19 protein-coding genes are annotated in these 20,341 nt (G+C 65.6%); 10 read left to right on the forward strand and 9 right to left on the reverse strand.

Translation table 11 applies throughout. The annotated features are described in order from the left end of the window. Positions 1-79: 79 nt before the first annotated feature. The 4 genes from FHJ30_RS17135 to FHJ30_RS17150 all read left to right on the forward strand — a co-directional run bounded on the left by FHJ30_RS17135 (position 80) and on the right by FHJ30_RS17150 (position 4,517). Entirely contained in the window at positions 80-1,426 is a 1,347-nt protein-coding gene (locus tag FHJ30_RS17135) for an enolase C-terminal domain-like protein (RefSeq protein ID WP_139030474.1), read from the forward strand. After that, entirely contained in the window at positions 1,423-2,904 is a 1,482-nt protein-coding gene (locus FHJ30_RS17140; RefSeq protein WP_139030475.1) for an aldehyde dehydrogenase (NADP(+)), read from the forward strand. Before FHJ30_RS17135 ends, FHJ30_RS17140 begins: the two co-directional genes overlap by 4 nt. Then, on the forward strand, positions 2,901-4,100 hold the full coding sequence (locus FHJ30_RS17145) for a fumarylacetoacetate hydrolase family protein (protein ID WP_139030476.1): 1,200 nt from the start codon (positions 2,901-2,903) through the stop codon (positions 4,098-4,100). Before FHJ30_RS17140 ends, FHJ30_RS17145 begins: the two co-directional genes overlap by 4 nt. A 132-nt stretch (positions 4,101-4,232) precedes the next feature. Further along, complete coding sequence (locus tag FHJ30_RS17150; RefSeq protein ID WP_139030477.1) at positions 4,233-4,517, forward strand: DUF427 domain-containing protein; 285 nt, start codon at positions 4,233-4,235, stop codon at positions 4,515-4,517. Positions 4,518-4,625: 108 nt separating this feature from the next. On the opposite strand, the gene FHJ30_RS17155 is transcribed toward FHJ30_RS17150, so the two are convergent. The 5 genes from FHJ30_RS17155 to FHJ30_RS17175 all read right to left on the reverse strand — a co-directional run bounded on the left by FHJ30_RS17155 (position 4,626) and on the right by FHJ30_RS17175 (position 10,580). Continuing rightward, positions 4,626-6,164, reverse strand: a complete 1,539-nt coding sequence (locus FHJ30_RS17155; protein WP_139030478.1) for an alpha-N-arabinofuranosidase — start codon at positions 6,162-6,164, stop codon at positions 4,626-4,628. Between the two features lie 68 nt (positions 6,165-6,232). Continuing rightward, positions 6,233-7,129 (reverse strand): carbohydrate ABC transporter permease, encoded by an 897-nt coding sequence (locus FHJ30_RS17160; RefSeq protein ID WP_139030479.1) that lies wholly within the window; start codon positions 7,127-7,129, stop codon positions 6,233-6,235. A gap of 2 nt (positions 7,130-7,131) precedes the next feature. Continuing rightward, on the reverse strand, positions 7,132-8,034 hold the full coding sequence (locus FHJ30_RS17165; protein WP_139030480.1) for a carbohydrate ABC transporter permease: 903 nt from the start codon (positions 8,032-8,034) through the stop codon (positions 7,132-7,134). Between the two features lie 27 nt (positions 8,035-8,061). Beyond that, the gene (locus FHJ30_RS17170) at positions 8,062-9,396 is read right to left on the reverse strand and encodes an extracellular solute-binding protein (RefSeq protein WP_139030481.1); all 1,335 of its coding nucleotides are present in this window, start codon (positions 9,394-9,396) and stop codon (positions 8,062-8,064) included. Between the two features lie 182 nt (positions 9,397-9,578). After that, a complete protein-coding gene (locus tag FHJ30_RS17175; protein ID WP_139030482.1) occupies positions 9,579-10,580 on the reverse strand; it encodes a LacI family DNA-binding transcriptional regulator in 1,002 nt (333 codons plus the stop codon). Positions 10,581-10,799: 219 nt separating this feature from the next. On the opposite strand from FHJ30_RS17175, the gene FHJ30_RS17180 reads away from it, so the two are divergent. Next, positions 10,800-12,146, forward strand: coding sequence for an MBL fold metallo-hydrolase (locus tag FHJ30_RS17180; RefSeq protein ID WP_139030483.1), 1,347 nt, complete (start codon positions 10,800-10,802; stop codon positions 12,144-12,146). A 16-nt stretch (positions 12,147-12,162) separates the two neighbouring features. Here FHJ30_RS17180 and FHJ30_RS17185 read toward each other — a convergent pair whose 3' ends face one another. Further along, positions 12,163-12,909 carry a GPP34 family phosphoprotein gene (locus tag FHJ30_RS17185; RefSeq protein ID WP_139030484.1) on the reverse strand — a complete coding sequence of 249 codons (747 nt, stop codon included), beginning with the start codon at positions 12,907-12,909 and terminating at the stop codon, positions 12,163-12,165. 186 nt (positions 12,910-13,095) lie between these two features. Between FHJ30_RS17185 and FHJ30_RS17190 the strand changes: the two genes are divergently transcribed. Beyond that, positions 13,096-14,331, forward strand: coding sequence for an NYN domain-containing protein (locus FHJ30_RS17190; protein ID WP_139030485.1), 1,236 nt, complete (start codon positions 13,096-13,098; stop codon positions 14,329-14,331). On the opposite strand, the gene FHJ30_RS17195 is transcribed toward FHJ30_RS17190, so the two are convergent. After that, positions 14,328-14,699, reverse strand: a complete 372-nt coding sequence (locus tag FHJ30_RS17195; protein ID WP_139030486.1) for a VOC family protein — start codon at positions 14,697-14,699, stop codon at positions 14,328-14,330. The genes FHJ30_RS17190 and FHJ30_RS17195 overlap by 4 nt on opposite strands. Before the next feature lie 105 nt (positions 14,700-14,804). Here FHJ30_RS17195 and FHJ30_RS17200 point away from each other — a divergent pair, with 105 nt between their 5' ends. Continuing rightward, on the forward strand, positions 14,805-15,128 hold the full coding sequence (locus tag FHJ30_RS17200; protein ID WP_139030487.1) for a hypothetical protein: 324 nt from the start codon (positions 14,805-14,807) through the stop codon (positions 15,126-15,128). Positions 15,129-15,318: 190 nt separating this feature from the next. Here the strand turns inward: FHJ30_RS17200 and FHJ30_RS17205 are convergent, their stop codons facing one another. Continuing rightward, positions 15,319-16,686: an MFS transporter gene (locus tag FHJ30_RS17205; protein WP_205677056.1), complete on the reverse strand. Its 1,368-nt coding sequence runs from the start codon at positions 16,684-16,686 to the stop codon at positions 15,319-15,321. Positions 16,687-17,150: 464 nt separating this feature from the next. Between FHJ30_RS17205 and FHJ30_RS21430 the strand changes: the two genes are divergently transcribed. Next, the gene (locus tag FHJ30_RS21430) at positions 17,151-17,327 is read left to right on the forward strand and encodes a hypothetical protein (protein WP_171059113.1); all 177 of its coding nucleotides are present in this window, start codon (positions 17,151-17,153) and stop codon (positions 17,325-17,327) included. A 111-nt stretch (positions 17,328-17,438) separates the two neighbouring features. On the opposite strand, the gene FHJ30_RS17215 is transcribed toward FHJ30_RS21430, so the two are convergent. Further along, positions 17,439-17,912, reverse strand: a complete 474-nt coding sequence (locus tag FHJ30_RS17215) for an SRPBCC family protein (RefSeq protein ID WP_139030488.1) — start codon at positions 17,910-17,912, stop codon at positions 17,439-17,441. 226 nt (positions 17,913-18,138) lie between these two features. Here FHJ30_RS17215 and FHJ30_RS17220 point away from each other — a divergent pair, with 226 nt between their 5' ends. Both FHJ30_RS17220 and FHJ30_RS17225 read left to right on the forward strand, forming a co-directional pair. Then, positions 18,139-18,612, forward strand: coding sequence for a GNAT family N-acetyltransferase (locus FHJ30_RS17220; protein WP_139030489.1), 474 nt, complete (start codon positions 18,139-18,141; stop codon positions 18,610-18,612). Positions 18,613-18,720: 108 nt separating this feature from the next. Beyond that, on the forward strand, positions 18,721-20,334 hold the full coding sequence (locus FHJ30_RS17225) for a phospholipase D-like domain-containing protein (RefSeq protein ID WP_139030490.1): 1,614 nt from the start codon (positions 18,721-18,723) through the stop codon (positions 20,332-20,334). Positions 20,335-20,341 lie beyond the last annotated feature (7 nt).

The raw sequence follows: 20,341 nt of genomic DNA on the forward strand, positions 1-20,341 counted from the left end.
GGGTCACAGACCATATATGATTATTGGACTTCATATAGGAAAGCCCAGAAATCCTCCCAGCGCAGAGAGAAGACCCAGCATGCCTTCCATTTCTTCCATCCGTACCCAGGACGTCCGTTTCCCCACGTCCCTGGAACTCGATGGCTCCGACGCGGTCAACGTTGACCCCGACTACTCCGCCGCCTACGTGGTCATCCGCACGGACGCGGGCGACGAAGGCCATGGGTTTGTGTTCAGCTGCGGCCGCGGCAACGAAGTCATCACCCACGCCATCGATTCCTATGCCGCCCTCCTGCTGGGCCGGGACATCGACGAGCTCATCTACGACCTGGGCAATGCTTCCAAGCGGCTGATCCACGATTCCCAGCTACGGTGGCTCGGCCCGGAGAAGGGCGTCACCCAGATGGCGGCCGGTGCCCTGGTCAGCGCCCTCTGGGACATCCGGGCCCGGCGCGAAAACAAGCCGCTGTGGCTCCTGCTCAGCGAAATGCCCGCCGAGGAGATCGTCGACGTCGTCGATTTCACCCACATCCGCGACGCCCTCAACCCCCAGCAGGCACTGGATATCCTGCGCGCCGGGGAGGACGGCAAGGCGGCGCGGATCGCCGCACTCAAAGCGGACGGCTATCCCGCCTACACCACCTCCCCCGGCTGGCTGGGCTACAGCGACGAGAAGCTGGTCCGGCTCAGCAAGCAGGCGGTGGCCGACGGCTTCTCCATGATCAAGCTCAAGGTGGGCGGCGACCTGAACGATGACCGCCGCCGCATGTCCCTGGCCCGGCAGGCCGTGGGTGACCTCCCCATCGCCATCGACGCCAACCAGCGGTGGGAGATCTCCGAAGCGATCGAATGGGTGAACCACCTGGCCGAGTTCAACCCGTACTGGATTGAAGAGCCAACCAGCACTGACGACATCCTGGGCCACGCCGAGATCCGCAGGGGCGTCGCACCGGTCCGCGTGGCCACCGGTGAGGCCGTCGCCAGCCGCATCGTGTTCAAGCAGCTCCTGCAGGCCGGCGCCATCGACGTCCTCCAGCTGGACTCCACCCGCGTGGGCGGCGTCAACGAGAACATCGCCAACCTGCTGCTCGCCGCGAAGTTCGGCGTCCCGGTGTGCCCGCACGCGGGCGGCGTGGGACTCTGCGAGCTGGTCCAGCATTTCTCCTTCTTCGACTACGCGGCCATTACCGGCAGCCAGGACGGCCGCATGATCGAGTATGTGGACCACCTGCACGAGCACTTCGCCGAGCCGGTCCGCATTATCAACGGCCGCTACGCTGCCCCGCAGCTGCCCGGCACCGGCGCCGAAATGCTCAGCGCCTCGCGGGCACGGTGGGAGTTCCCGGGCGGCGCCGGCTGGGCGGAAGTGGGCAACCGCGCCGCCGTCACCGGCGCCCAGCTCGCCCAGGCGGGAGGCGCCCGATGACCACCAGCGTGGCTGAGCTGGACGCCGCCGTCGAAGCAGCCCACGCCGCCTTCGAAAAGGCCCGGACGGCGGATCCCTTCACCCGCGCGTCCTGGCTGGAGGCTGTTGCAGCAGCCCTGGACAATGACGCCGATGCGCTCGTGGCCGTCGCGCAGCAGGAAACACACCTGGCCGAGGCGCGGCTCCGCGGCGAACTGAAGCGCAGCACCTTCCAGCTCCGGCTGTTCGCGGACGAAATCCGGCGCGGCGAGCACTTCGACGCCACCATCGACCACGCGGACCCGGAATGGGGGATGGGGCCGCGGCCGGACCTGCGCCGCTACAACGTGCCGCTGGGTGTGGTGGGCGTCTTCGGCGCCTCCAACTTCCCCTTTGCCTTCAGCGTGATGGGCGGCGACAGCGCCTCGGCTCTGGCCGCCGGCTGCGCGGTGGTGCACAAGGCGCACGACGGCCACGTCCAACTGGCCTCGCGCACCGCGGAAATTGTGGTGGCCGCTCTCCAAGCTGCCGGGGCGCCGTCGGGACTCTTCTCCCTGGTGACCGGCCGGTCCGCCGCGGAGGCCCTCGTGGACCACCCCCTGACCAAGGCCATCGGCTTTACGGGCTCGACGGCGGGCGGCCGCGCCCTGTTCAACCGCGCCGCCGCGCGGCCCGAGCCCATCCCGTTCTTCGGCGAGCTGGGCGGCATCAATGCCGTCTTCGTCACCGAAAACGCGTGGGCCGTCCGCCGCGACGAGATCGTGGCAGGCTACGCGGGCTCCTTCACCCTGGGCATGGGCCAGTTCTGCACCAAACCGGGACTGCTGTTCATTCCCCGCGGACACACCGACGCCGTCCGCGCGGCCCTGAACGAGGCACTGAAGGGTTTCGCTGCCGCACCGCTGCTCAGCGAGCGGCTGCACCAGGGGTACGCGGCCGCCGTCGAAAGTTTGCGCGGTACGCAGGGCGTGGAGGTACTGGTGGAGGGAGACTTTGCCGAGGCGCCGTCCCCCACGGTGCTGCGCACCTCGGCGTCCGCGGTCCGCAAGGACCCGTCCATCCTGCGCCAGGAGATGTTCGGGCCGGCGAGCCTCATTGTGGAGTACGGGGACGAGTCGGAGCTCCCGGCACTGGCGGGGCTCCTTGAGGGACAGCTCACCACCACGCTGCAGGCGGAAGCGGACGACGACGTCTCCGACCTTGCCGTCCGGCTCACCGACATCAGCGGCCGGGTGCTGTGGAACGGCTGGCCCACGGGCGTTACCGTCAGCTACGCGCAGCACCACGGCGGCCCGTATCCGGCGACGTCGTCGAACACCACGTCAGTGGGGACGGCAGCCATACGGCGTTTCCTGCGCCCGGTCGCCTACCAGTCCTTCCCGGCGGAGCGGCTGCCGGAGCCGGTGCAGGATGCCAACCCCTGGCGGGTGCCGCAGCGCGTGGACGGAGAGTGGCACCGGCCGGAAGGTGCGCCGGCGACGGCGGGTGGCGGCCAGTGAACGCGCCCAGCGACATCAGCCCGGTGTCGGTCCTTCCGGAGGATGCTGCCGGGGCGCTCCTGATTGGCAGGATCTGGGACGTCGACTCCTTCGGTCCGCGCGTCGTCGCAGTCCAGGGCGGGGACGTCTATGACCTCCAGCCCCTGGCCGGGACAGTCTCAGAACTCCTTGAACGCCCGGACCTCGTAACTGCTATCCGAGCCGCCATGACCGCGCCCCGGTGGGCAACGTCGGAGATCATCGAAGCCTCGCTGGCCCGCGACACCACCCGCCCGCATCTTCTGGCCCCCGTGGACCTCCAGGTGATCAAGGCCTGCGGCGTGACGTTTGTGGACAGCATGATCGAGCGGGTGATCGAGGAGCGCTGCGCCGGCGACGCCAGCCGCGCCGAGCAGACCCGTGAGCTGGTGGCGAAGGCACTGGGCGGCAGCATCGCAGCCATCCGACCGGGCTCCGCCGAAGCCGCAGAGGCCAAGAAGGTGCTGATCCAGGAAGGGCTGTGGTCGCAGTATTTGGAGGTGGGCATCGGACCGGACCCCGAGGTGTTCACCAAAGCCCCCGTGCTGTCCTCGGTGGGACTTGGCGCCCAGGTGGGGATCCCGTCGTTCTCCTCCTGGAACAACCCCGAGCCGGAGCTGGTGCTCATCGCCACCTCGGAGGGTACCGTTGTGGGCGCAACACTGGGCAACGACGTCAACCTGCGCGATGTCGAGGGCCGGAGCGCCCTGCTGCTGGGCAAAGCGAAGGACAACAACGCCTCCAGCGCCCTGGGCCCCTTCATCCGCTTGTTCGACGCCCACTTCACCCTGGATACCCTCCGCGACGAGGAAATCCTGCTGCGGGTCGATGGCGCGGAGGGCTACAGCCTTGAGGGGCGGAACTCGGTGGCACGGATCAGCCGGCCCTTCGAGGAACTGGTCGCCGCAACGCGCGGACGCCACCACCAGTACCCGGACGGCTTCGCCCTGTTCACCGGCACCCTCTTCGCCCCCACGCAGGACCGCGACGAGCCGGGGCAGGGCTTCACGCACAAGATGGGCGATATTGTCACCATCCGCAGCCGGCACCTCGGCGCACTCATCAACCAGGTGGGCCGCGCCGAGGAATTGCCGGAATGGTCCTATGGGCTGCGCCAGCTGTTCGAGTACCTGCACCACCAGCGGGCACTCCAGGAGTCCGCTGCCCAGGTGCGGTAGGCGGACAAAAGCGGACGGGGGCGGGAGGTTCCCGCCCCCGTCCGCTTTTGTTGTGGGGAACAAGCCCGGCGTTGGTGCCGTTGAGATACCTACGAGCATGCCGCCTGCCGGCACCCAACAGAACGGAACCACATGGTCAGGGCTATCTGGAACGGAAAAGTCATCGCCGAATCCGCGGACACCGTGGTGGTGGAGGGCAACCACTACTTCCCCCGCGACGCCGTCAACGCCGGCTACCTCAGGGACAGCGACCTGTACTCCTTCTGCCCGTGGAAGGGCAAAGCCAGCTACCACACGCTGGAAGTGGACGGGAAGCTGAACGTGGACGCGGCCTGGTTCTACCCGGAGCCGAAGCCGCGCGCCAAGCAGATCGAGGACCGCATCGCCTTCTGGCGCGGCGTGACCATCGAGAGCTAGCGGGCTCACCCAAAGCGGGACCTCCTTAAAGCAAGCGGACGACGGCGGGACCTCCCGCCGTCGTCGGCTTGTGTGTGGCGCCGCTCCCCCCAGTCGACGGCGGAAGCGTCAGTTCTTAGCCACGTCCAGCTCGATCACGGCCCAGGACAGCGCCGGGAGCGTTGCCCGGAGCTCGGAGCCGCTCGCCTTCGCCCCTTCCAGCGGTTTGAGCCCCACCTGGTCCGGACGGTCCTGGCTGTTGGCGGTGAAGCGGTCCCCGCCCTCAGGGATCTCCAGGACCTCCGCGCGGACCACCTGACGGGCATCAAACCCGCGCAGTGAGACATCGATGTCCGCAGCTTGGTCAAGGCCGCGGTTTGCCAGGAAGAGCGCCACGCGGCCCGTTTCCTCGTTCCACGTGGCACTGACATCCACGAGGTCGGTGCTGCCGAAGCGGGCATTGTCGTACTTGTCCGAGTCAACGGACAGGCGCAGGATCTGGCCCTTCGCCAGCTCAGCCATGCGGGCGAACGGGTGGAAGATGGTCTGCCGCCACGCCGGGCCGTTCTCCTCGCTGAAGATGGGGGCGATGACGTTGACCAGCTGCGCCTGGTTGGCGATCTTTACGCGGTCGCCGTGGCGGAGCAGCGAGTTCAGCAGGGTTCCCACCACCACGGCATCGGTGACGTTGTACTTGTCCTCGATGAGCCGTGGGTGCTCGCGCCAGCCTGCCTTGGTGACGTTGCGCAGCTGGTCCTCGGTGTCCCGCCCGCGCTGGTACCAGACGTTCCACTCGTCGAAGGACAGGTTGATGTGCTTCTTGTGCTTCCCCTTCGCCCGGACGGCGTCGGCGGTGGCGATGACCGATTCGATGAAGTAGTCGGTGTCCACGGCGCTGGCCAGGAAGCTGCCGGCATCGCCGTCGTGCTCCTGGTAGTAGGCGTGGAGGGAGACGTAGTCCACCTCGTCGTAGGCGTGCGTCAGGACAGTCTGCTCCCAGGCACCAAAGGTGGGCATGCCCGAGTTGGAGCTTCCGCAGGCCACCAGCTCGATGTCCGGGTCCACGAAGCGCATGGCCTTGGCGGCTTCCTGCGCCAGGCGGCCGTACTCCTCGGCGGTCTTGTGGCCGATCTGCCACGGCCCGTCCATCTCGTTGCCCAGGCACCAGAGCTTGATGTTGAGCGGGTCCTTGTGGCCGTTCTTGGCGCGGAGATCGGACCAGTAGCTGCCGCCCGGGTGGTTGGCGTATTCCACGATCTCGCGGGCGGCGTCCACTCCCCTGGTGCCCAGGTTGATGGCTTCCATGATTTCCGTCCCGGCACTGCGGGACCAGTCAACGAACTCGTGCAGGCCAAACGCGTTGGTCTCCACGGTGTGCCAGGCACCGTCCAGCCGGCGGGGCCGGTCCTCCCGCGGGCCGATGCCGTCCTCCCAGTTGTACCCGGAGACAAAGTTGCCGCCGGGATACCGGATGACGGTGGCGCCGAGTTCCTTGACGAGCTTGAGGACGTCGCGGCGGAAGCCGTTTTCGTCCGCTTCAGGGTGGCCGGGCTCGTAGATGCCGGTGTAGACGCAGCGGCCCATGTGCTCCACGAAGGAGCCAAAGAGGCGGCGGGGAACTTCGCCGATGGTGAAGTCGCGGTCGAGGGTGATCCGTGCACGGGACATGTGCTGCAGCTCCTTGGTGTTGGTTCAGGTCTGTTGCGTAGTTGGTTTGGTAGGCGGAAGGTGCCGGGTCAGGTCCCGGCGAGGCCCGTCGTCGCAACGCCCTTGATGATCTGGCGCTGGAAGAAGAGGAAGACGAGGATGAGCGGGAGCGCCGCGAGCAGGGCGGACGCCATGTTCTGCGCGTACTGGATGCCGTAGGCGCTCTTAATGGTCTGCAGGCCCACCGGCAGGGTGAGGAGTGCGCCGTCGTTGGTGGCAATGAAGGGCCACAGGAAGTTGTTCCAGGCGCCGATGAACACAAAGATGGCGACGGCGGCCAGGATGGGCCGGGACAGCGGCAGGATGATCTGGGTGAAGATCCGCATGCGGCTGGCGCCGTCCATCACCGCGGCTTCTTCAAGTTCGCGGGGAATCTGGTCGAAGAACTTCTTGAGCACAAACACCATGGCCGGGTGGATGACCTGCGGCAGGATGATCGCCCAGGACGTGTCGATCATGTGCAGGGCAAGCATCTGGTAGAAGAGCGGAATGATCAGCACCGGCGGCGGGACGATGATGGAGGCGATAATCACCGTCATCAGCACCTTCTTGCCCTTGAAGTCGATCCGGGACAGGGCGTAGGCCACCAGCGCGGAGATCACCAGGGTGATGGCCGTGATCGCCGCCGAGGTGTAGAGCGAGTTCCACGTCCAGAGCGGGATGTTGCCGTCCTGGAACACCTTCACGAAGGCTTCGGGAGTAAAGCCCGACGGCGGGAACCAGCTGATCTTCGGAGCCGCGGCATCCGTCTCGGTCTTGAAGGCGGTGGCGGTTGCCCAGGCGAAGGGGATCAGCCAGAGGAATGCGATAAGGGCGGCGACCACGACAGCGGCGATCTTCCCGGCGGTCATCTTCTTGCGGGGCTGGCGGAGGTCCTGGCTGGTGCTGATGCCTGACTCGGGACGGTCGAGGGTCTGAATTGCCATGGTTATGCACTCCTGCGGCGGGTGATGACGAACTGCATGACCGAGACGAGCACGATCAGTCCGAAGAAGATGTAGGAGATGGCTGCGGAATAGCCCAGCCGGTAGCCGGTGAACCCGGTTTCAAAGATGTACTGCACCACGGGCCGCGTTGACCCTCCGGGGCCGCCGGCGGTCATCTGGTACACCTGGTCGAAGATCTTGAGGGAGGCGAGGATCTGGAGGAGCACGATCATAACGGTGGTGGGGGTCAGCTGCGGCAGGGTGATGGAGAAGAACTGCCGCCAGGCTCCGGCGCCGTCCAGGGATGCTGCTTCGTAGTGCTGGTGCGGGATGTTCTGCATGGCGGCCAGGTACAGCAGGAAGTTGAACCCCACCGTCCACCAGAGGGTGGCAATGACAATCGCCCACATGGCCACGTTGGGGTCGTTGAGCCACGCCACCTTGGGGATGCCGATTTTGGACAGGGAATCATTGATCAGGCCAAGCTGCGGGTTGTACATCCACGTGAAGAACAGCGAGACCACGGTGGACGCGAGCAGGTACGGCGCAAAATAGGAGAGCCGCCACAGCCACTGGGCCGGCAAACCCACGTTGAGCAGTGCCGCCATCACCAGGGCCACCAGTACCAGCGGGACCGTGCTGATCACCGTGAAGTAGAGGGTGTTGCCGAGTGAGCGCCACATGCCGGCGTCGCCCAGCGCTTCGGCGTAGTTTGCGAAGCCGATCAGGCTGTCGTTGGCTCCGGTAAGGGACTTGCCGGTGAGGCTCATGTAGACGCCGTAAAGCAGCGGCCACACAAGGAAAACGAGGAAGAAAACCAGGAAGGGCGCGGCGAACCCCCAGCCGCTGAGGTTGCTCCTGGTGAGGCTCCCGGGGCTGCGCCGGGCTGCTAGTGAAGAACTCATGAAGGACTCCTTTGTCGCTCGGTGCGGTTAGACCGGGTTGGGCCGGGAAAGAAGGTGGTTGGTGCGCTCTTCGAAGGCGCCCCATCCTGCGGCTGCCTTGTCGCGGCCAAGGAGGACGTTCTGGACGTTCTCCGCGAAGTAGGTCTGCCAGTCGGAGCCCGAGCCGCTGAACCAGGACTCGGGATCGTAGGCGATGACGTCGGCCGCGTTCGCATAGTGCGCCTGCGGCGTGAGGTCCTTGTAGGCCTGGGACTGGACCACAGGCTGGTACGCGGGAATGTGGCCCGCTTCCGCCCAGGAGAGTGATCCTTTGAGGACGTCGCTGACGAACTTGTAGACGTCGCGGCGCTTCGTTTCGTCCAGGTTCAGCTGCCGGGGAAGGACAAAGGAGTGCGAGTCCGCGTAGGCGGCCGGTGTGCCGTAGAGCGTGGGAATGGTTGCGGCGTCCACCGGGATGCCTGCTTTCTTCATGGTGGGCAGTTCCCAGACCCCGCTGAACAGCATGCCCGAGCCGCCCCGGGCGAATTCCGCGATGCCGGTGCTGATGTCGCCGCTCTTGGCCGCGATGGTGTCATCAAAAAGCGAGGCCATGAATTCCAGCGACCCAATGGCTGCGTCCCGGTCAACCTTCATTGGCTGGCCCGGCGTGAGGGTGATGTCCGCTCCGTGCTGCTTGTAGAGGGTGTAGAACAGCCGCCACATCTGGGAACCGCTGCCAAGGTAGCCAAAGGACAGTCCGTGGGCTTGGGTGACCTTCTGCATTTCCTTGGCCATGGCCACGAACTCCTGGGGGGAGGCGACTTCCTGCAGTTGCCCGTCGCCCGCCAGGACGCCGGCCTTGCGGGCGATGTCCGTGTTGTAGAACATTACGAACGGGTGTGAATCCAGGGCGATGGAGAATACCTTGCCGTCCTGCTGGCTCTTCTCCCAGATCCGCGGGGCGAAGTTTTCACCCGTCACGCCGTGCTCTGCCAGCAGCGAGAGGTCCCACGGGTCGATCAGGCCGCCCGGGGCGTAGCCCGGCACCCGGCTGGCGTGCATGATCGCAAGCTCCGGCGGACGTCCACCCGCCGAGGCCATGGCCAGTTTGGTGTAGTATGGCGGCCCCCAGGCCAGCACCGTGGGATGCACCTTGAAGTCCGGATTGGCCTGGTTGGCGCCGTTGATCATCGCCTGCATCTTGATGCCGTCACCACCGGACAGCAAATGCCAGAACCCGATGTCCCGCACGCCGGCAGCCTGGGCATTTCCGCCGCAGCCTGTCAGTGCGCCTGCTGCCAGGACGCTGCCCAGGGCCGCCGTTCCTGTCAGTAACTGCCTCCGAGACAACTGCTTCCCGGGAAAAAATTCAAACTGCTTCACCAATCACTCCTTTGGATGGGTCCGCTGAAAGGTCACTTCTTGCTGCTCAAAATTCCGGTTCCGGCGCGCTCCACTCCCGGTGGATGCTTGGGGGAGGTGACGCAGGTCTCACATTACATCGATGTAATAGCCGCCGCAAGGAAATATTGTTAGCGCCAACAAGCTGGTGGAACACTCTCGTTTCAGCCGCGGCTGCTGTCCCGCTCCACAATCGTGTAGTCGATGGAAACCACTCGCTGATCCTGCGCCCTGTCCGCCATGCGTTCGGTCAGGAGGCGCAGGGCTTCGCTGGCAATGGCGCGCTTGTCAAAGGAGACGGTGGTCAGGGACGGCACGGCGTAGCGGCCGTCGGCAATGTCGTCGAACCCCGCCACGGCGATGTCGTCGGGTATCCGCAGGCCCCTCTTCCACAGCACACTCAGGGCGCCGATGGCCATGGAGTCCGTGAAGCAGAACAACGCCTCGGGAAGCGGATGGGAGTCCAGGTAGGCCGTGAGGGCATCGGCGGCCGTCTGCGGCGTCCATCTTTCGCAGGGGATCAGCAGCGACTCGTCCCGGTCAATGCCCAGGATCCCCAAGGCCTCTTCATAGCCTTGCCTTCTCAGGGTGGCCGCAGCCGATCCCCTGCCCTGGGTGGTCCCCAGAACGGCAATCCGGCGGCGTCCCGTCCTGGCCAGGGCCAGGGTCATGTCCCGCGCGGCCGCTACGCTGTCCACGAACACCCGGTCGGCGAGCTTTTGGGTGACTTCACCGAGCAGGACCACGGGCGGAAGGGCAACGCCCACCTGGACGGCGCTCTCGTCCAGCACCACGGGGTTGAGAATCAGCCCGTCGATCAGGTTGGAGCGGGCGCGCACCATGAGTTCGTGCTCACGCTGGGGATCCAAACCGGTTTCCTCAAGCTGCACGATCCAGCCCTGCTCGTGCGCCACCTCGACGACATTGTGGGCAATTTCTGCCGAGTACGGCGTGCCCAGGTCAGGCAGGGCCAGCGCAATCACGCCGGACCTTCCGTTACGCAGCCCGCGGGCGGAGAGGTTGGGCACATAGTCCAGTTCGAGGATGGCCTGCTCCACCTTGGCCCGGGTGGCCCCGCTGACCGGAACGATTCCGTTCATGACGTTGGAGACAGTCTTGGGCGAAACACCGGCGCGGCGGGCGACATCCTTGACCGTGGCGCGCAATGTTCCCCTTCCAAACCTTCCGGGCAATCGCCGCCGGCAGCCAGTGGCTGCCGCTGCTGTGGCCCTGCTGACGATGTTACCTCCAGTATGGACGGACGACGGCGGGACCTCCCGCCGTCGTCTGCCTCCTGCCTAAGGGGTGCCGGCGGGGCTACCAGCCGGGGATGCCCGGGGGTAACGTGGCGATCAGGCTGATACCCATTCGAGGAGGAATGCGGCATGGAAGTGGTCACCATCGAAACGCCCCAGCTTGGCGACCGTACCTATCTTGTCCACGACGGCGCGGTGGGCATCGTCATCGATCCCCAGCGGGACACCGACCGGGTGGAAAAGGCCGTGGCGGACGCCGGCGTGAGGATCACGCACGTGGCGGAGACGCACATCCACAATGACTACGTCACGGGCGGGCTGCAACTGGCCAGTGCCCACAGCGCCGCCTACCTGATCAACGCCGCGGACGATGTGCCGTACGCCCGCCAGCCGATCTCGGACGGAGACACGGTGCAGGTGGGAAGGATGACCGTCAAAGCGGTGGCCACGCCGGGGCACACCCACCACCATCTCTCCTACATCGTTACCGACGGCGAGCGCCAGGCCGTGTTCTCCGGAGGGAGCCTGCTCTACGGCTCCGTGGGCCGCACGGACCTGGTCAGCGACGAAGACACCGTGCCGCTCACCCACCACCAATACGCCTCGGTGCGGCGCCTGGCGGACGAGGCGGGCAAGGAGGCAGGGCTCTACCCCACCCATGGCTTTGGCTCCTTCTGTTCCTCGGGCCCGGCCAGCGGGGCGGAGTCCTCCACCATCGGCGAGCAGCTGAAGGAAAACCATGCCCTCACGGACCCTGACGAAGACCACTTCGTCCGCGAGCTGATCCACAACCTTTCGGCCTATCCGTCCTACTACGCCCATATGGCCCCCATCAACCTGGCAGGCCCCACCGCGCCGGACCTTGACCTGCCCAGCTCCCTGGACGGGGACGAGCTGGCGTCCCGGCTGCAGCGGGGAGAGTGGGTGGTGGACCTGAGGAACCGCATTGCCTTTGCCGGCAGCCATCTCAAGGGCAGCGTCAGCTTCGAATACGGCGACGGCACCAAGTTCACCGCCTTCCTGGGCTGGGTGCTGCCCTGGGACGAGCAGCTGACCCTCGTGGGGGAACACCAGGATGTGGAGAACGCCATCCGGGACCTTTCGCGCATCGGCATCGACAACCCGGATGCCGCCGTCGGCAGTGGACCTGGGGAACTGGCGCCCGGGGCGCCCACTTCCTCCTACCGCAGCGTCGGCTGGCAGGAGGTGTTGAAGAGACCCGCGGACGAGTGCATCCTGGACGTCCGCCGCACCGACGAGTTTGAAAAGTCCCACATCCGCGAGGCGGTGAACATCCCTGTCCATGAGCTGCTGCGCCGCATGGACGAGGTGCCCGCCGGACGGCTGTGGGTGCACTGCGGTTCCGGGTACCGTTCTGCGGTGGCGGCGAGCCTGCTGCAGCGCGCGGGCCACGACGTGGTGCACGTCGATGCCAACTTCCGCGACGCAAAGAAGGCCGGGCTCAACCTCGGATGAACCGGCACCCGCTACGTCAGAGGTTCGCGGCTTCCTCCTCCGCAAGCCTGATCATGCGGAGTTCGTCCTCAACAGCCCGGGAGGGCCAGTAGTCCTTCGCCAGCTCGCTGGCCCGGACCCGGTCCGCGTCCGGGAAGAGCTTGCCGAGCAGCCCGGCGGCCTGCAGCAGGGCGATCAGGGCTATGGTCCTCGGTTCGGGGGCCTTTGTCCCGGTCTTGCTGAAATTGCTGGCAGGAGCTCCGGAGGTGCCGGATCCGGCAGCCGGTACGTCGGCAGCACCGGACTCAGGCGGCTCAAGGTTGGACGGCGCACCGCTAAGTGCCGCGTCGAGCTTCTTCAGCAGTGCCGCCTCGGGGGCGTGGTCCTTCTCCGGGTAGCGCACGGGGCGGAACCTGCCCAGGTGCTTTTCGCCGACGTGCTCCACGATGCCCAGGGAGGCCATCCCCTCATAGACGCGCTGCACTTCGGCGCGTCCCTCAAGCACCGAGACCCACCAACGGGGAGTGTGCGGCCGTGATTTGCCGCGGATGAGCTCCAGCTCGTGCTGAAGGTCGGTTTCCGGCGCAGTGCCCGCAGCCCGGACATGCTTGCCCTGCAGCTCGATTGCGCCGAGCAGGTCCAGTTCGGCAAGGACCGCCCCGGCCAGCGTGGTCCGCAGTGCGAACACCGGGACTTCGGGTTTGCCGGTTGTGTCGTTGGTGGCCAACAGCAGGAATGCCTGGGGAAGGTTCAGTTCCACCGCTTGGGATGTTTCAGCGTCCATGGCAACATGGTGCGCCCATCCGGCGAAGACTGCTACGGCCGAAGTACCTAGGTTTCCGGCTGGAACCGCACTCCTGAACCACACCCCAAAGGGACGCGGACGACGGCGGGACGTCCCGCCGTCGTCCGCTTGCGTGTCGCATCGGGAGGGGTCGCCGGTGGGCGGCGTTGCTGGCACACTGGCCCCATGAACGAGGCACTTTCACCCTCCCGCAGGCCTGGCATCCGCGCAGCGATGTTTGTTGATTTCGACAACGTCTTTACCGGCCTGCAGGCGTTGGATCCGTTGGCGGCGAAGCGGTTCGCCGAGGACCCCAAGCATTGGGCCGACGCCTTGTCCGCCGGGGGTTCCGGAGAGGGGCCGCGCCGCTTCCTGATCCGCAACTGCTACCTGAACCCGATGGTGTACTCGAAGTACCGGACGTACTGGACCCGCGCCGGCTTCCGCGTGATCGACTGCCCGTCGCTGACGCAGCGGGGGAAGAGCAGCACGGACATCAACCTGGTGCTGGACGCAATGGACGCGCTCTCCGGAAGCGGCGGCATCGAAGAGTTCTTCATTGCTTCGGCCGATGCCGACTTCACGTCCCTGATCCAGCGCTTCCGTGCCGCTGACCGGATGACAACGGTCATCGCTGCCGGCGCGGTGGCTTTCGCTTACCGGGAGATGGCGGACCATGTGGTGGAATCCCACGATTTCGTTGCGATCCTCAACGGGACCACCGCGGAGCCCATCCATGCCGTGGCGTCTGCGAAACAGCCGCAGGTTCAGGCTGCAGCCAAGGCGAAAACCAAAGCCAGCTCGCCCGCCATCCGCGAGGTCCTGGAGTTCGTTCGCTCCGCGCCGGGGCCGGTGGTGGGCGCGATGGTGGCCCACCGGGCGCTCACGGCGGACCCTTCCCTGAAGACCGACTGGGGCGGGTTCGGAAAATTCGGGACGTGGGTCTCGCAGATCGGCAAGGACGTGGAATATTCGGCAGTCCAAGGCGGCTGGGTTTGGGACGGGAAGCGGTTCTCGGTCGAGGATCTTCCCGTGCCGGCCGAGCAGCAGCCGGGCATCGAGGAGCAGGTCACCCGCGTGACGGATGTGCCCGCCCTTTCGTCCGCCCAGTTCCGGCAGATTTTCCAGTCCATGGCAGCCCGGCTACGTGAACATCCGCTCAACCGCACCGAGCTGTCCCGGCAGGTGCGGGACGACTGCGTTAGCGCAGGCCAACCAGTGTCACGCAATGCGGTGAGCTTCGTCCTGCAGGGCCTCACCTACGCCAATTTCCAGCTCAGCGACGAGGCGACGGCGGAAGAGCTGGCAGCAGCGTGGACGGCGAACGTGGAAGAACTCTGCCGGGTGGCGCTGCTGGAGTTCGACGCCGCTGAAAAGCTCGCAGTGCGGCGGTGGGCCAGCGGAGGCCTGCTGGAAGCCTAAACGTGCTGGTCGAAAAGCACCGGGTTACCGTCCGGATCCAGCAGCATAAAGCTCGCCGGCCCGGCGGTCCCCTCGTCCGCCTCGGAGAGGAATTCCATGCCCTTGGCTTTCAGTTCGCGCTGGAGTTGGCGCACGTCCGTGAACGGCTCCACCGGCTCCGCGTTCTGGTCCCAGCCCGGGTTGAACGTCAGCATGTTCTTCTCGAACATGCCCTGGAAGAGTCCGATGACAGTGTCACCGTTTTTCAGGATCAGCCAGTTCTGCGTGATGTCGCCGCCGAACCTGCTGAAACCAAGGTTCTCGTAGAACGCAGCGGAAGCCGCGATGTCCTTGACCGCCAGGCTGACCGAAAAAGCGCCGAGCTGCATGTGCTACCCCACTCTCCAAAAGGGACGGAACTGCTGCCGGCCGCGATCCGGCGCGGCAGGAATAGACTACAAGCACAACATCCCTTCCAACATGGGGAGGTCCTCATGGATGCCGAAACCGCCGCTGTGACAGGCCATGACGTCACCACGATCGTCTGTGTGTGCGGCAATACCGTCAGCCAGGATGGCCTGATCCAGGCCAACTCCCAGGGCGTGCCCGTTTACGCCGGCGGCGACACTCCGGTCCCCGCAGGACTGGCAGCGTGGCCCGAGGACGAGGACCTGTACACCCTCTGCCCCACATGCGGCCGCGTGTACCGCGACGCCGTGATCGAAGAGACCGGAACCGCGCCTGTCGCTTTCCGGGTAGACGTCACCGCTGACCCGATTGCCGGCGCCATCCAGGCCCACTGGAACCTCAGCGGGTAGTAAGGGACACAGCAGTAAGAGCCACAGCCGAAAACAGCCACATCCTCCGGCAGCTATTATGCTGAGCGGACCATCCTGGAGGAGCAGGCCCTGTCGGTACCTGCCAGCGGCAAGCGGACGACGGCGGGAGGTTCCCGCCGTCGTCCGCTTTCTGTTTCTCAGGCGCCGTCAAAGGCGAGGCCGCAGCGTCTCAGCGGGCAGCTTCAGTTTCGAAGGGCGCCTCGGAGGTGTTTTCCACCGCCGCGGAGGCTGCCGGCGTGCGGACCAGCAGCGTAGCCACCGCCGCAAGGATCAGTGGCACAGCCAAGGCCATGAAGTAACCAGAGACGCCCAGCCCGCCGAGGATCAAGCCGCCCAAGGCTGAACCCACGATGGAGCCAAGGCGTCCGATGCCGATGCCCCAACCCGTGGCAGTGGCCCGAAGCTGGGTAGGGTAGGCATTGGCGATGAGGTAGTTGAGGGCAAGCTGTTGGCCGCCGATGCCGAAACCGGCCAGGCCGATCAAAACGAACACCAGCGCAAAGTTTGAGCCGGCCAGGCCCAGACCCAAGGCAATCAGGATCCCGGCACCGAACATTGCCAGCAGCAATTTACGGGCGTTCACCCTAGGCAGGATGATCGACAACGGAATCGCGAAGAGAATGAACGCGCCGTTGACAGTCACAGTGCCCATAGCCGCCTGAGAGCCTGCCAGCCCCAGTGCTTTCAGGGCGGTGGGCATCCACAGGAGCAACAGGTACCAGGCAATCCAGTTCAAAAGATAAGTAGCGAACACTGCGATGGTGACCACCCGGTACCTCGCAGAGAAAAGCGCCGCAACGGAAGTCCGGTCCGATTTCTTGTCCTCTGTTATCAGTTCGGCCTCCGGGTCCACCGGCTGGCCGAACATAGCCTCCATAATCCGGCGCGCCTGCGCCTGCGCAACTGGGTTTCGCCTGGTGGCGAGGAAGACGGGTGATTCGGGGAGCAGCTTCGCGCAGACGAGCAACAGCGCGAGAGGAAGCACTCCGCCCACGAGGAAGATGCCGCGCCAGCCCATCATGGGAAGCCAGGCCGCGGCCACCAGACCGCCGAGCAATGCGCCGCCGGGCAGGCCCAGGAGCACAAGGGTCATGAACGTGCCGCGGCGTGCCTTTGGGCTGAACTCCGCCGTCAGTGCCAGGAGCGCCGGCGTGGCCCCGCCCATGCCCAGGCCGATCAGGAAACGCAGAACAACAATCTGCTCCAGGGTCTGGGCAAAGGCGCCCGCGAGCGAGAAGACGCCGAAGAGGATCAGTGCCAGGAGGATGGTCTTTTTGCGGCCGATTCGGTCCCCAAAGGTGCCCAAGGTCATGGCGCCCGCGCACATTCCAATGGTGCTGGCAGTGATGACCCAGGTCATGTCGGTAGCCTGAAGACCGAAGTCATCGGCGATCGCCGGGCCGATGAAGGCAATCGACTGGGTATCGAACCCGTCCAACAAAGCGATCACGAAGCACAGGGCCACAACGGACCAGCGCTTCGCTCCCATAGGTGTTTTGTCGATGACGTCCTGGACGTTATAGGCGGTTTTAGTCAACGCTGACTCTCTTTCAACTGTCTGTTGGCGCTCGGCGAACCGGAGAATTGCCGCGGCGGAGCACTGCAGTAGGCACTGCGCTTGCCAGTGGTCACCCCTCGCAATATGGCAACCCTAGGGCGATTATTGACAGATGAAAAATACCTATTCAGGCGGTATTGATATTCCAAATAGCTGAATCCACAAAGGCAATCGGAATCGATTCAGGGCGTCCAGCGAAGGTGCTTCCAGAATTGCTAGGCAATTATCGCCGAGGGCTGCCGCGCAGGAAATCGCAAATGCGCCATCGGGGCGCCGGAGGCGGGCGCAGTGACCGTTCACATGTATGCCGGGATCCCAGGGACGGCCGCTCGTCCCAGGACCCGAACCACTTCGAGCCGATCCGTAAGAAAACTTAAGGCCAACACCGACGCCGTTATCAAGATTTACAGCGCGGTTCGCCGCACATAACGATCGAATAACGCATGCGGCCGGCCTCCATCTTCAAACCCGAGCTGGCGGTGCTGAACATGGCCCGATTGGCCTGGCGCATTTCTACGGGCATCCGCAAAATCCTGGAGGCGCTGAACTTCGAAACAGTCCCCTGCGACGAGGCACTCGAGAATCTTCAGCTCAAGGGCAAGGAGAACGTCGGGTTCTGATTCATCGGACTGGACACGAAGAGAAGCAAGCGGACGACGGCGGGAGGTCCCGCCGTCGTCCGCTTGCTGTTTGCGAGGCGTCGCTTGCTTAGCTGGCGCCGCCCGGCACTTCTACAGCTGTCCGGTGGGGCCGGTGTCCTTGACTTCGCCTCGCCAGGCGCCGGTTTCGGTGCCGCGCGATTCGATGAAGTCCTTGAACTTGCGCATGTCGGCCTTGACCTGCATCTCGTCCATCTTCAGTGCCGCGCCTGCCTTTTCAGTGAGGGTCTCCGGCGCCCATTCGAAATGGACCCTGACCTTCGTGTGGTTGGCATCCAGCGGCGTAAACCTGATGATGCCGGCATGGGATTTGCCGTCGGTGCTGCGCCAGGCGATCCGGTCGTCGGGCTCCTGGTCAACTATTTCAGTATCGAATTCCCGCTGCACGCCGCCCACCTTGGTGACCCAATGGTTGGTGGTATCTGTCAGCTGGGTTACCGATTCCACACCGGACATGAACTGCGGAAAGGATTCGAACTGGGTCCACTGGTTGTACGCGGTCCGCACAGGTACAGCGACTTCAACGGTCTCTTCAACGTGTTCCATCTGCTTCCTCCTCATGACGGACGGCCGCAACAGCGGACCGGCAGAGCGTGCCATCCTGCCAGCCAGGCAGCCGCCACCCCTGCACGATAAATCCGGCGGCGAGCTGTGTCCAGACCTTCGGAACAACGGACGACGGCGGGAGGTGCCCGCCGCCGTCGGTCACCGGATGCAGGTGGCGGCGTTCCCGGCGCCGCCCTGCGTGATGTGCTGCAGTAAATTTATGCTGGTGATTTCCATTGACCGGGACGATCCCGCACGCGGCGACGTCCATCAGCTCCTCACCGAACACCTGGCGGACATGTACGCCACGTCCCCGGCCGAAAGCGTCCATGCCCTGGACCACACCGCGTTGTCCGGGCCGTCGATCACATTCTGGACGGCCCGCGAGGACGGTGATCTGCTGGGGTGCGGCGCGCTCAAGCTCCTGGGGTCCCCACCCGGGTCCACGCTCCACGGCGAGATCAAATCCATGCGCACCACGGCAAGCGCACGCGGACGGGGCGTGGCGACGCTGATGCTCCGCCACATCCTCAACGACGCCCGCGCCCGGAACCTGGAGCGCGTCTATCTTGAGACCGGAACCGAGGACTACTTCGCTCCGGCCCGGCGCCTGTATGCCCGGAACGGCTTCACCGAGTGCCCGCCGTTTGCCGGCTACACCGTGGACCCCAACAGCGTCTTCATGGAACTCCCCCTCTAACGAAGGCCCGCTTTCCCATCAAGCGCCGGTGACATTGGTCAACACCGTCGTAGGCTACTAACCAGGGCGGACAATGAGGGCGGCCTTGGGCCTCGAAGGGAACATCGAGTGGACAGTAGTGCCGGTTACTGGTTCTTGAGTGGTGCTGAGCGGGGACATGCTGCCACCAGCGTGCACGCGGAAGGTGCCGGATCGCAGGCCTGGTCTGAGGGCAACCTGGTGCGGCCCCTGGTTCATGGGGCAGCCTACTTCGCCCGGCTCCATGAGGAGCTGTCCGCACTTCAACCGGGCGACCGTGTATGGTTCACCGACTGGCGAGGCGACGGCGACGAAAAGCTTACGGACGACGGGCCGACGATCGGCGAGTTGCTGGCGCGGTTGGCCCGGGCGGGAGTGGAAGTGCGCGGCCTGGTCTGGAGGTCCCACGGAGAGCGGGTCTCTGCCCCCATGAGCAACCTGTCCAACGAACACCTCAGCCGCCAGATCAACGACGCCGGCGGCGAGGTGCTGCTGGACCAGCGCGTGCGCCTCTTCGGCTGCCACCACCAGAAATTGTTCGTCATCCGCAACCGCAACGACCCTTCGCGGGACGTCGCGTTCGTTGGCGGAATCGACCTGTCCCACAGCCGCCGGGACGACGCCGGCCACATGGGTGATCCGCAGGCGGTGGAGATGGATCCGCGGTACGGGAAACAACCTCCGTGGCACGACGCCGCCCTCGAACTCCGGGGCCCGGTGGTGGCTGATGTTCTGGAGTTGTTCGCGGAGAGGTGGAACGACCCCCATCCCCTGGACCGGCGCACGCCGTACCGGATGCTGCTGCAGCGGCTGGCCGACATGCCCCGGCATCCCAAACCACTGCCGGAGACTGCGCCGCCGCCGCCGCCGGCCGGCCCCCATGCCGTGCAGCTGCTGCGGACCTACGGCGTGAAGCATCCGCCGTTCCCCTTCGCCCCGGGTGGTGAGCGGAGCGTGGCCCAGGCCTACACGAAGGCCTTCTCCCTGGCCCGTTCGCTGATCTACATCGAGGACCAGTACCTGTGGTCGGCGGAGGTGGCAGCCGGAATCGCGGCGGCCCTCGAGCAGAAGCCCGGGTTGAACGTGATCGCCGTGGTGCCGCGCTACCCGGATTCGGACGGTGCGCTCGGCGGGCCGCCCAAGCGGCTGGGCCAGCTGCGCGCCATTGAGACAATACGCCGCGTGGCACCGGACAGGTTCGGGGTGTTCAACCTCGAGAACAGGGCCGGGACTCCCATCTATGTCCACGCCAAGGTCTGCATCATTGACGACACCTGGTTCACCTGCGGGTCGGACAACTTCAACCGCCGGTCCTGGACCACGGACAGCGAGCTGACCTGCGCGGTCATTGACACCTCTGCCGGCCAGCGTGGCGAGCCCGGCGTTGGCACGGGTCCGGGTTCTTCCCGTCCGTTGCCCCACTCGCTCCGGCTCCAGCTCTGGGCCGAACACCTGGGCCTGGACCAGGATGCCCCCCGGCTCAACGATCCGGCAGACGGCCTCGGCCTGTGGAATGCCGCCGCCGATGCCCTGGACGAGTGGCACCAGTCCGGAAGCGACGGGCCGCGCCCCAAAGGACATGCGCGGCACCACGTTACGGAACCGGTGACGCCCCTGCAGCGTCTCTGGGCGGCTCCCGCGAACCGCTTTTTCGTGGACCCGGACGGCCGCCCCCGCAAACTGCGCGGCACCACCCGGTTTTAGCAGGCAA

The organism is Arthrobacter sp. BB-1 (assembly GCF_006151685.1).
Lineage (GTDB): Bacteria > Actinomycetota > Actinomycetes > Actinomycetales > Micrococcaceae > Arthrobacter.

Bases quoted from the DNA above. Each gene is read 5' to 3' on its own strand.
- FHJ30_RS17135 (WP_139030474.1), top strand. From the start codon at position 80: ATGCCTTCCATTTCTTCCATCCGTACCCAGGACGTCCGTTTCCCCACG.
- FHJ30_RS17140 (WP_139030475.1), top strand. From the start codon at position 1,423: ATGACCACCAGCGTGGCTGAGCTGGACGCCGCCGTCGAAGCAGCCCAC.
- FHJ30_RS17150 (WP_139030477.1), top strand. From the start codon at position 4,233: ATGGTCAGGGCTATCTGGAACGGAAAAGTCATCGCCGAATCCGCGGAC.
- FHJ30_RS17155 (WP_139030478.1), bottom strand. From the start codon at position 6,164: ATGTCCCGTGCACGGATCACCCTCGACCGCGACTTCACCATCGGCGAA.
- FHJ30_RS17160 (WP_139030479.1), bottom strand. From the start codon at position 7,129: ATGGCAATTCAGACCCTCGACCGTCCCGAGTCAGGCATCAGCACCAGC.
- FHJ30_RS17165 (WP_139030480.1), bottom strand. From the start codon at position 8,034: ATGAGTTCTTCACTAGCAGCCCGGCGCAGCCCCGGGAGCCTCACCAGG.
- FHJ30_RS17180 (WP_139030483.1), top strand. From the start codon at position 10,800: ATGGAAGTGGTCACCATCGAAACGCCCCAGCTTGGCGACCGTACCTAT.
- FHJ30_RS17185 (WP_139030484.1), bottom strand. From the start codon at position 12,909: ATGGACGCTGAAACATCCCAAGCGGTGGAACTGAACCTTCCCCAGGCA.
- FHJ30_RS17190 (WP_139030485.1), top strand. From the start codon at position 13,096: ATGAACGAGGCACTTTCACCCTCCCGCAGGCCTGGCATCCGCGCAGCG.
- FHJ30_RS17195 (WP_139030486.1), bottom strand. From the start codon at position 14,699: ATGCAGCTCGGCGCTTTTTCGGTCAGCCTGGCGGTCAAGGACATCGCG.
- FHJ30_RS17200 (WP_139030487.1), top strand. From the start codon at position 14,805: ATGGATGCCGAAACCGCCGCTGTGACAGGCCATGACGTCACCACGATC.
- FHJ30_RS21430 (WP_171059113.1), top strand. From the start codon at position 17,151: ATGCGGCCGGCCTCCATCTTCAAACCCGAGCTGGCGGTGCTGAACATG.
- FHJ30_RS17215 (WP_139030488.1), bottom strand. From the start codon at position 17,912: ATGGAACACGTTGAAGAGACCGTTGAAGTCGCTGTACCTGTGCGGACC.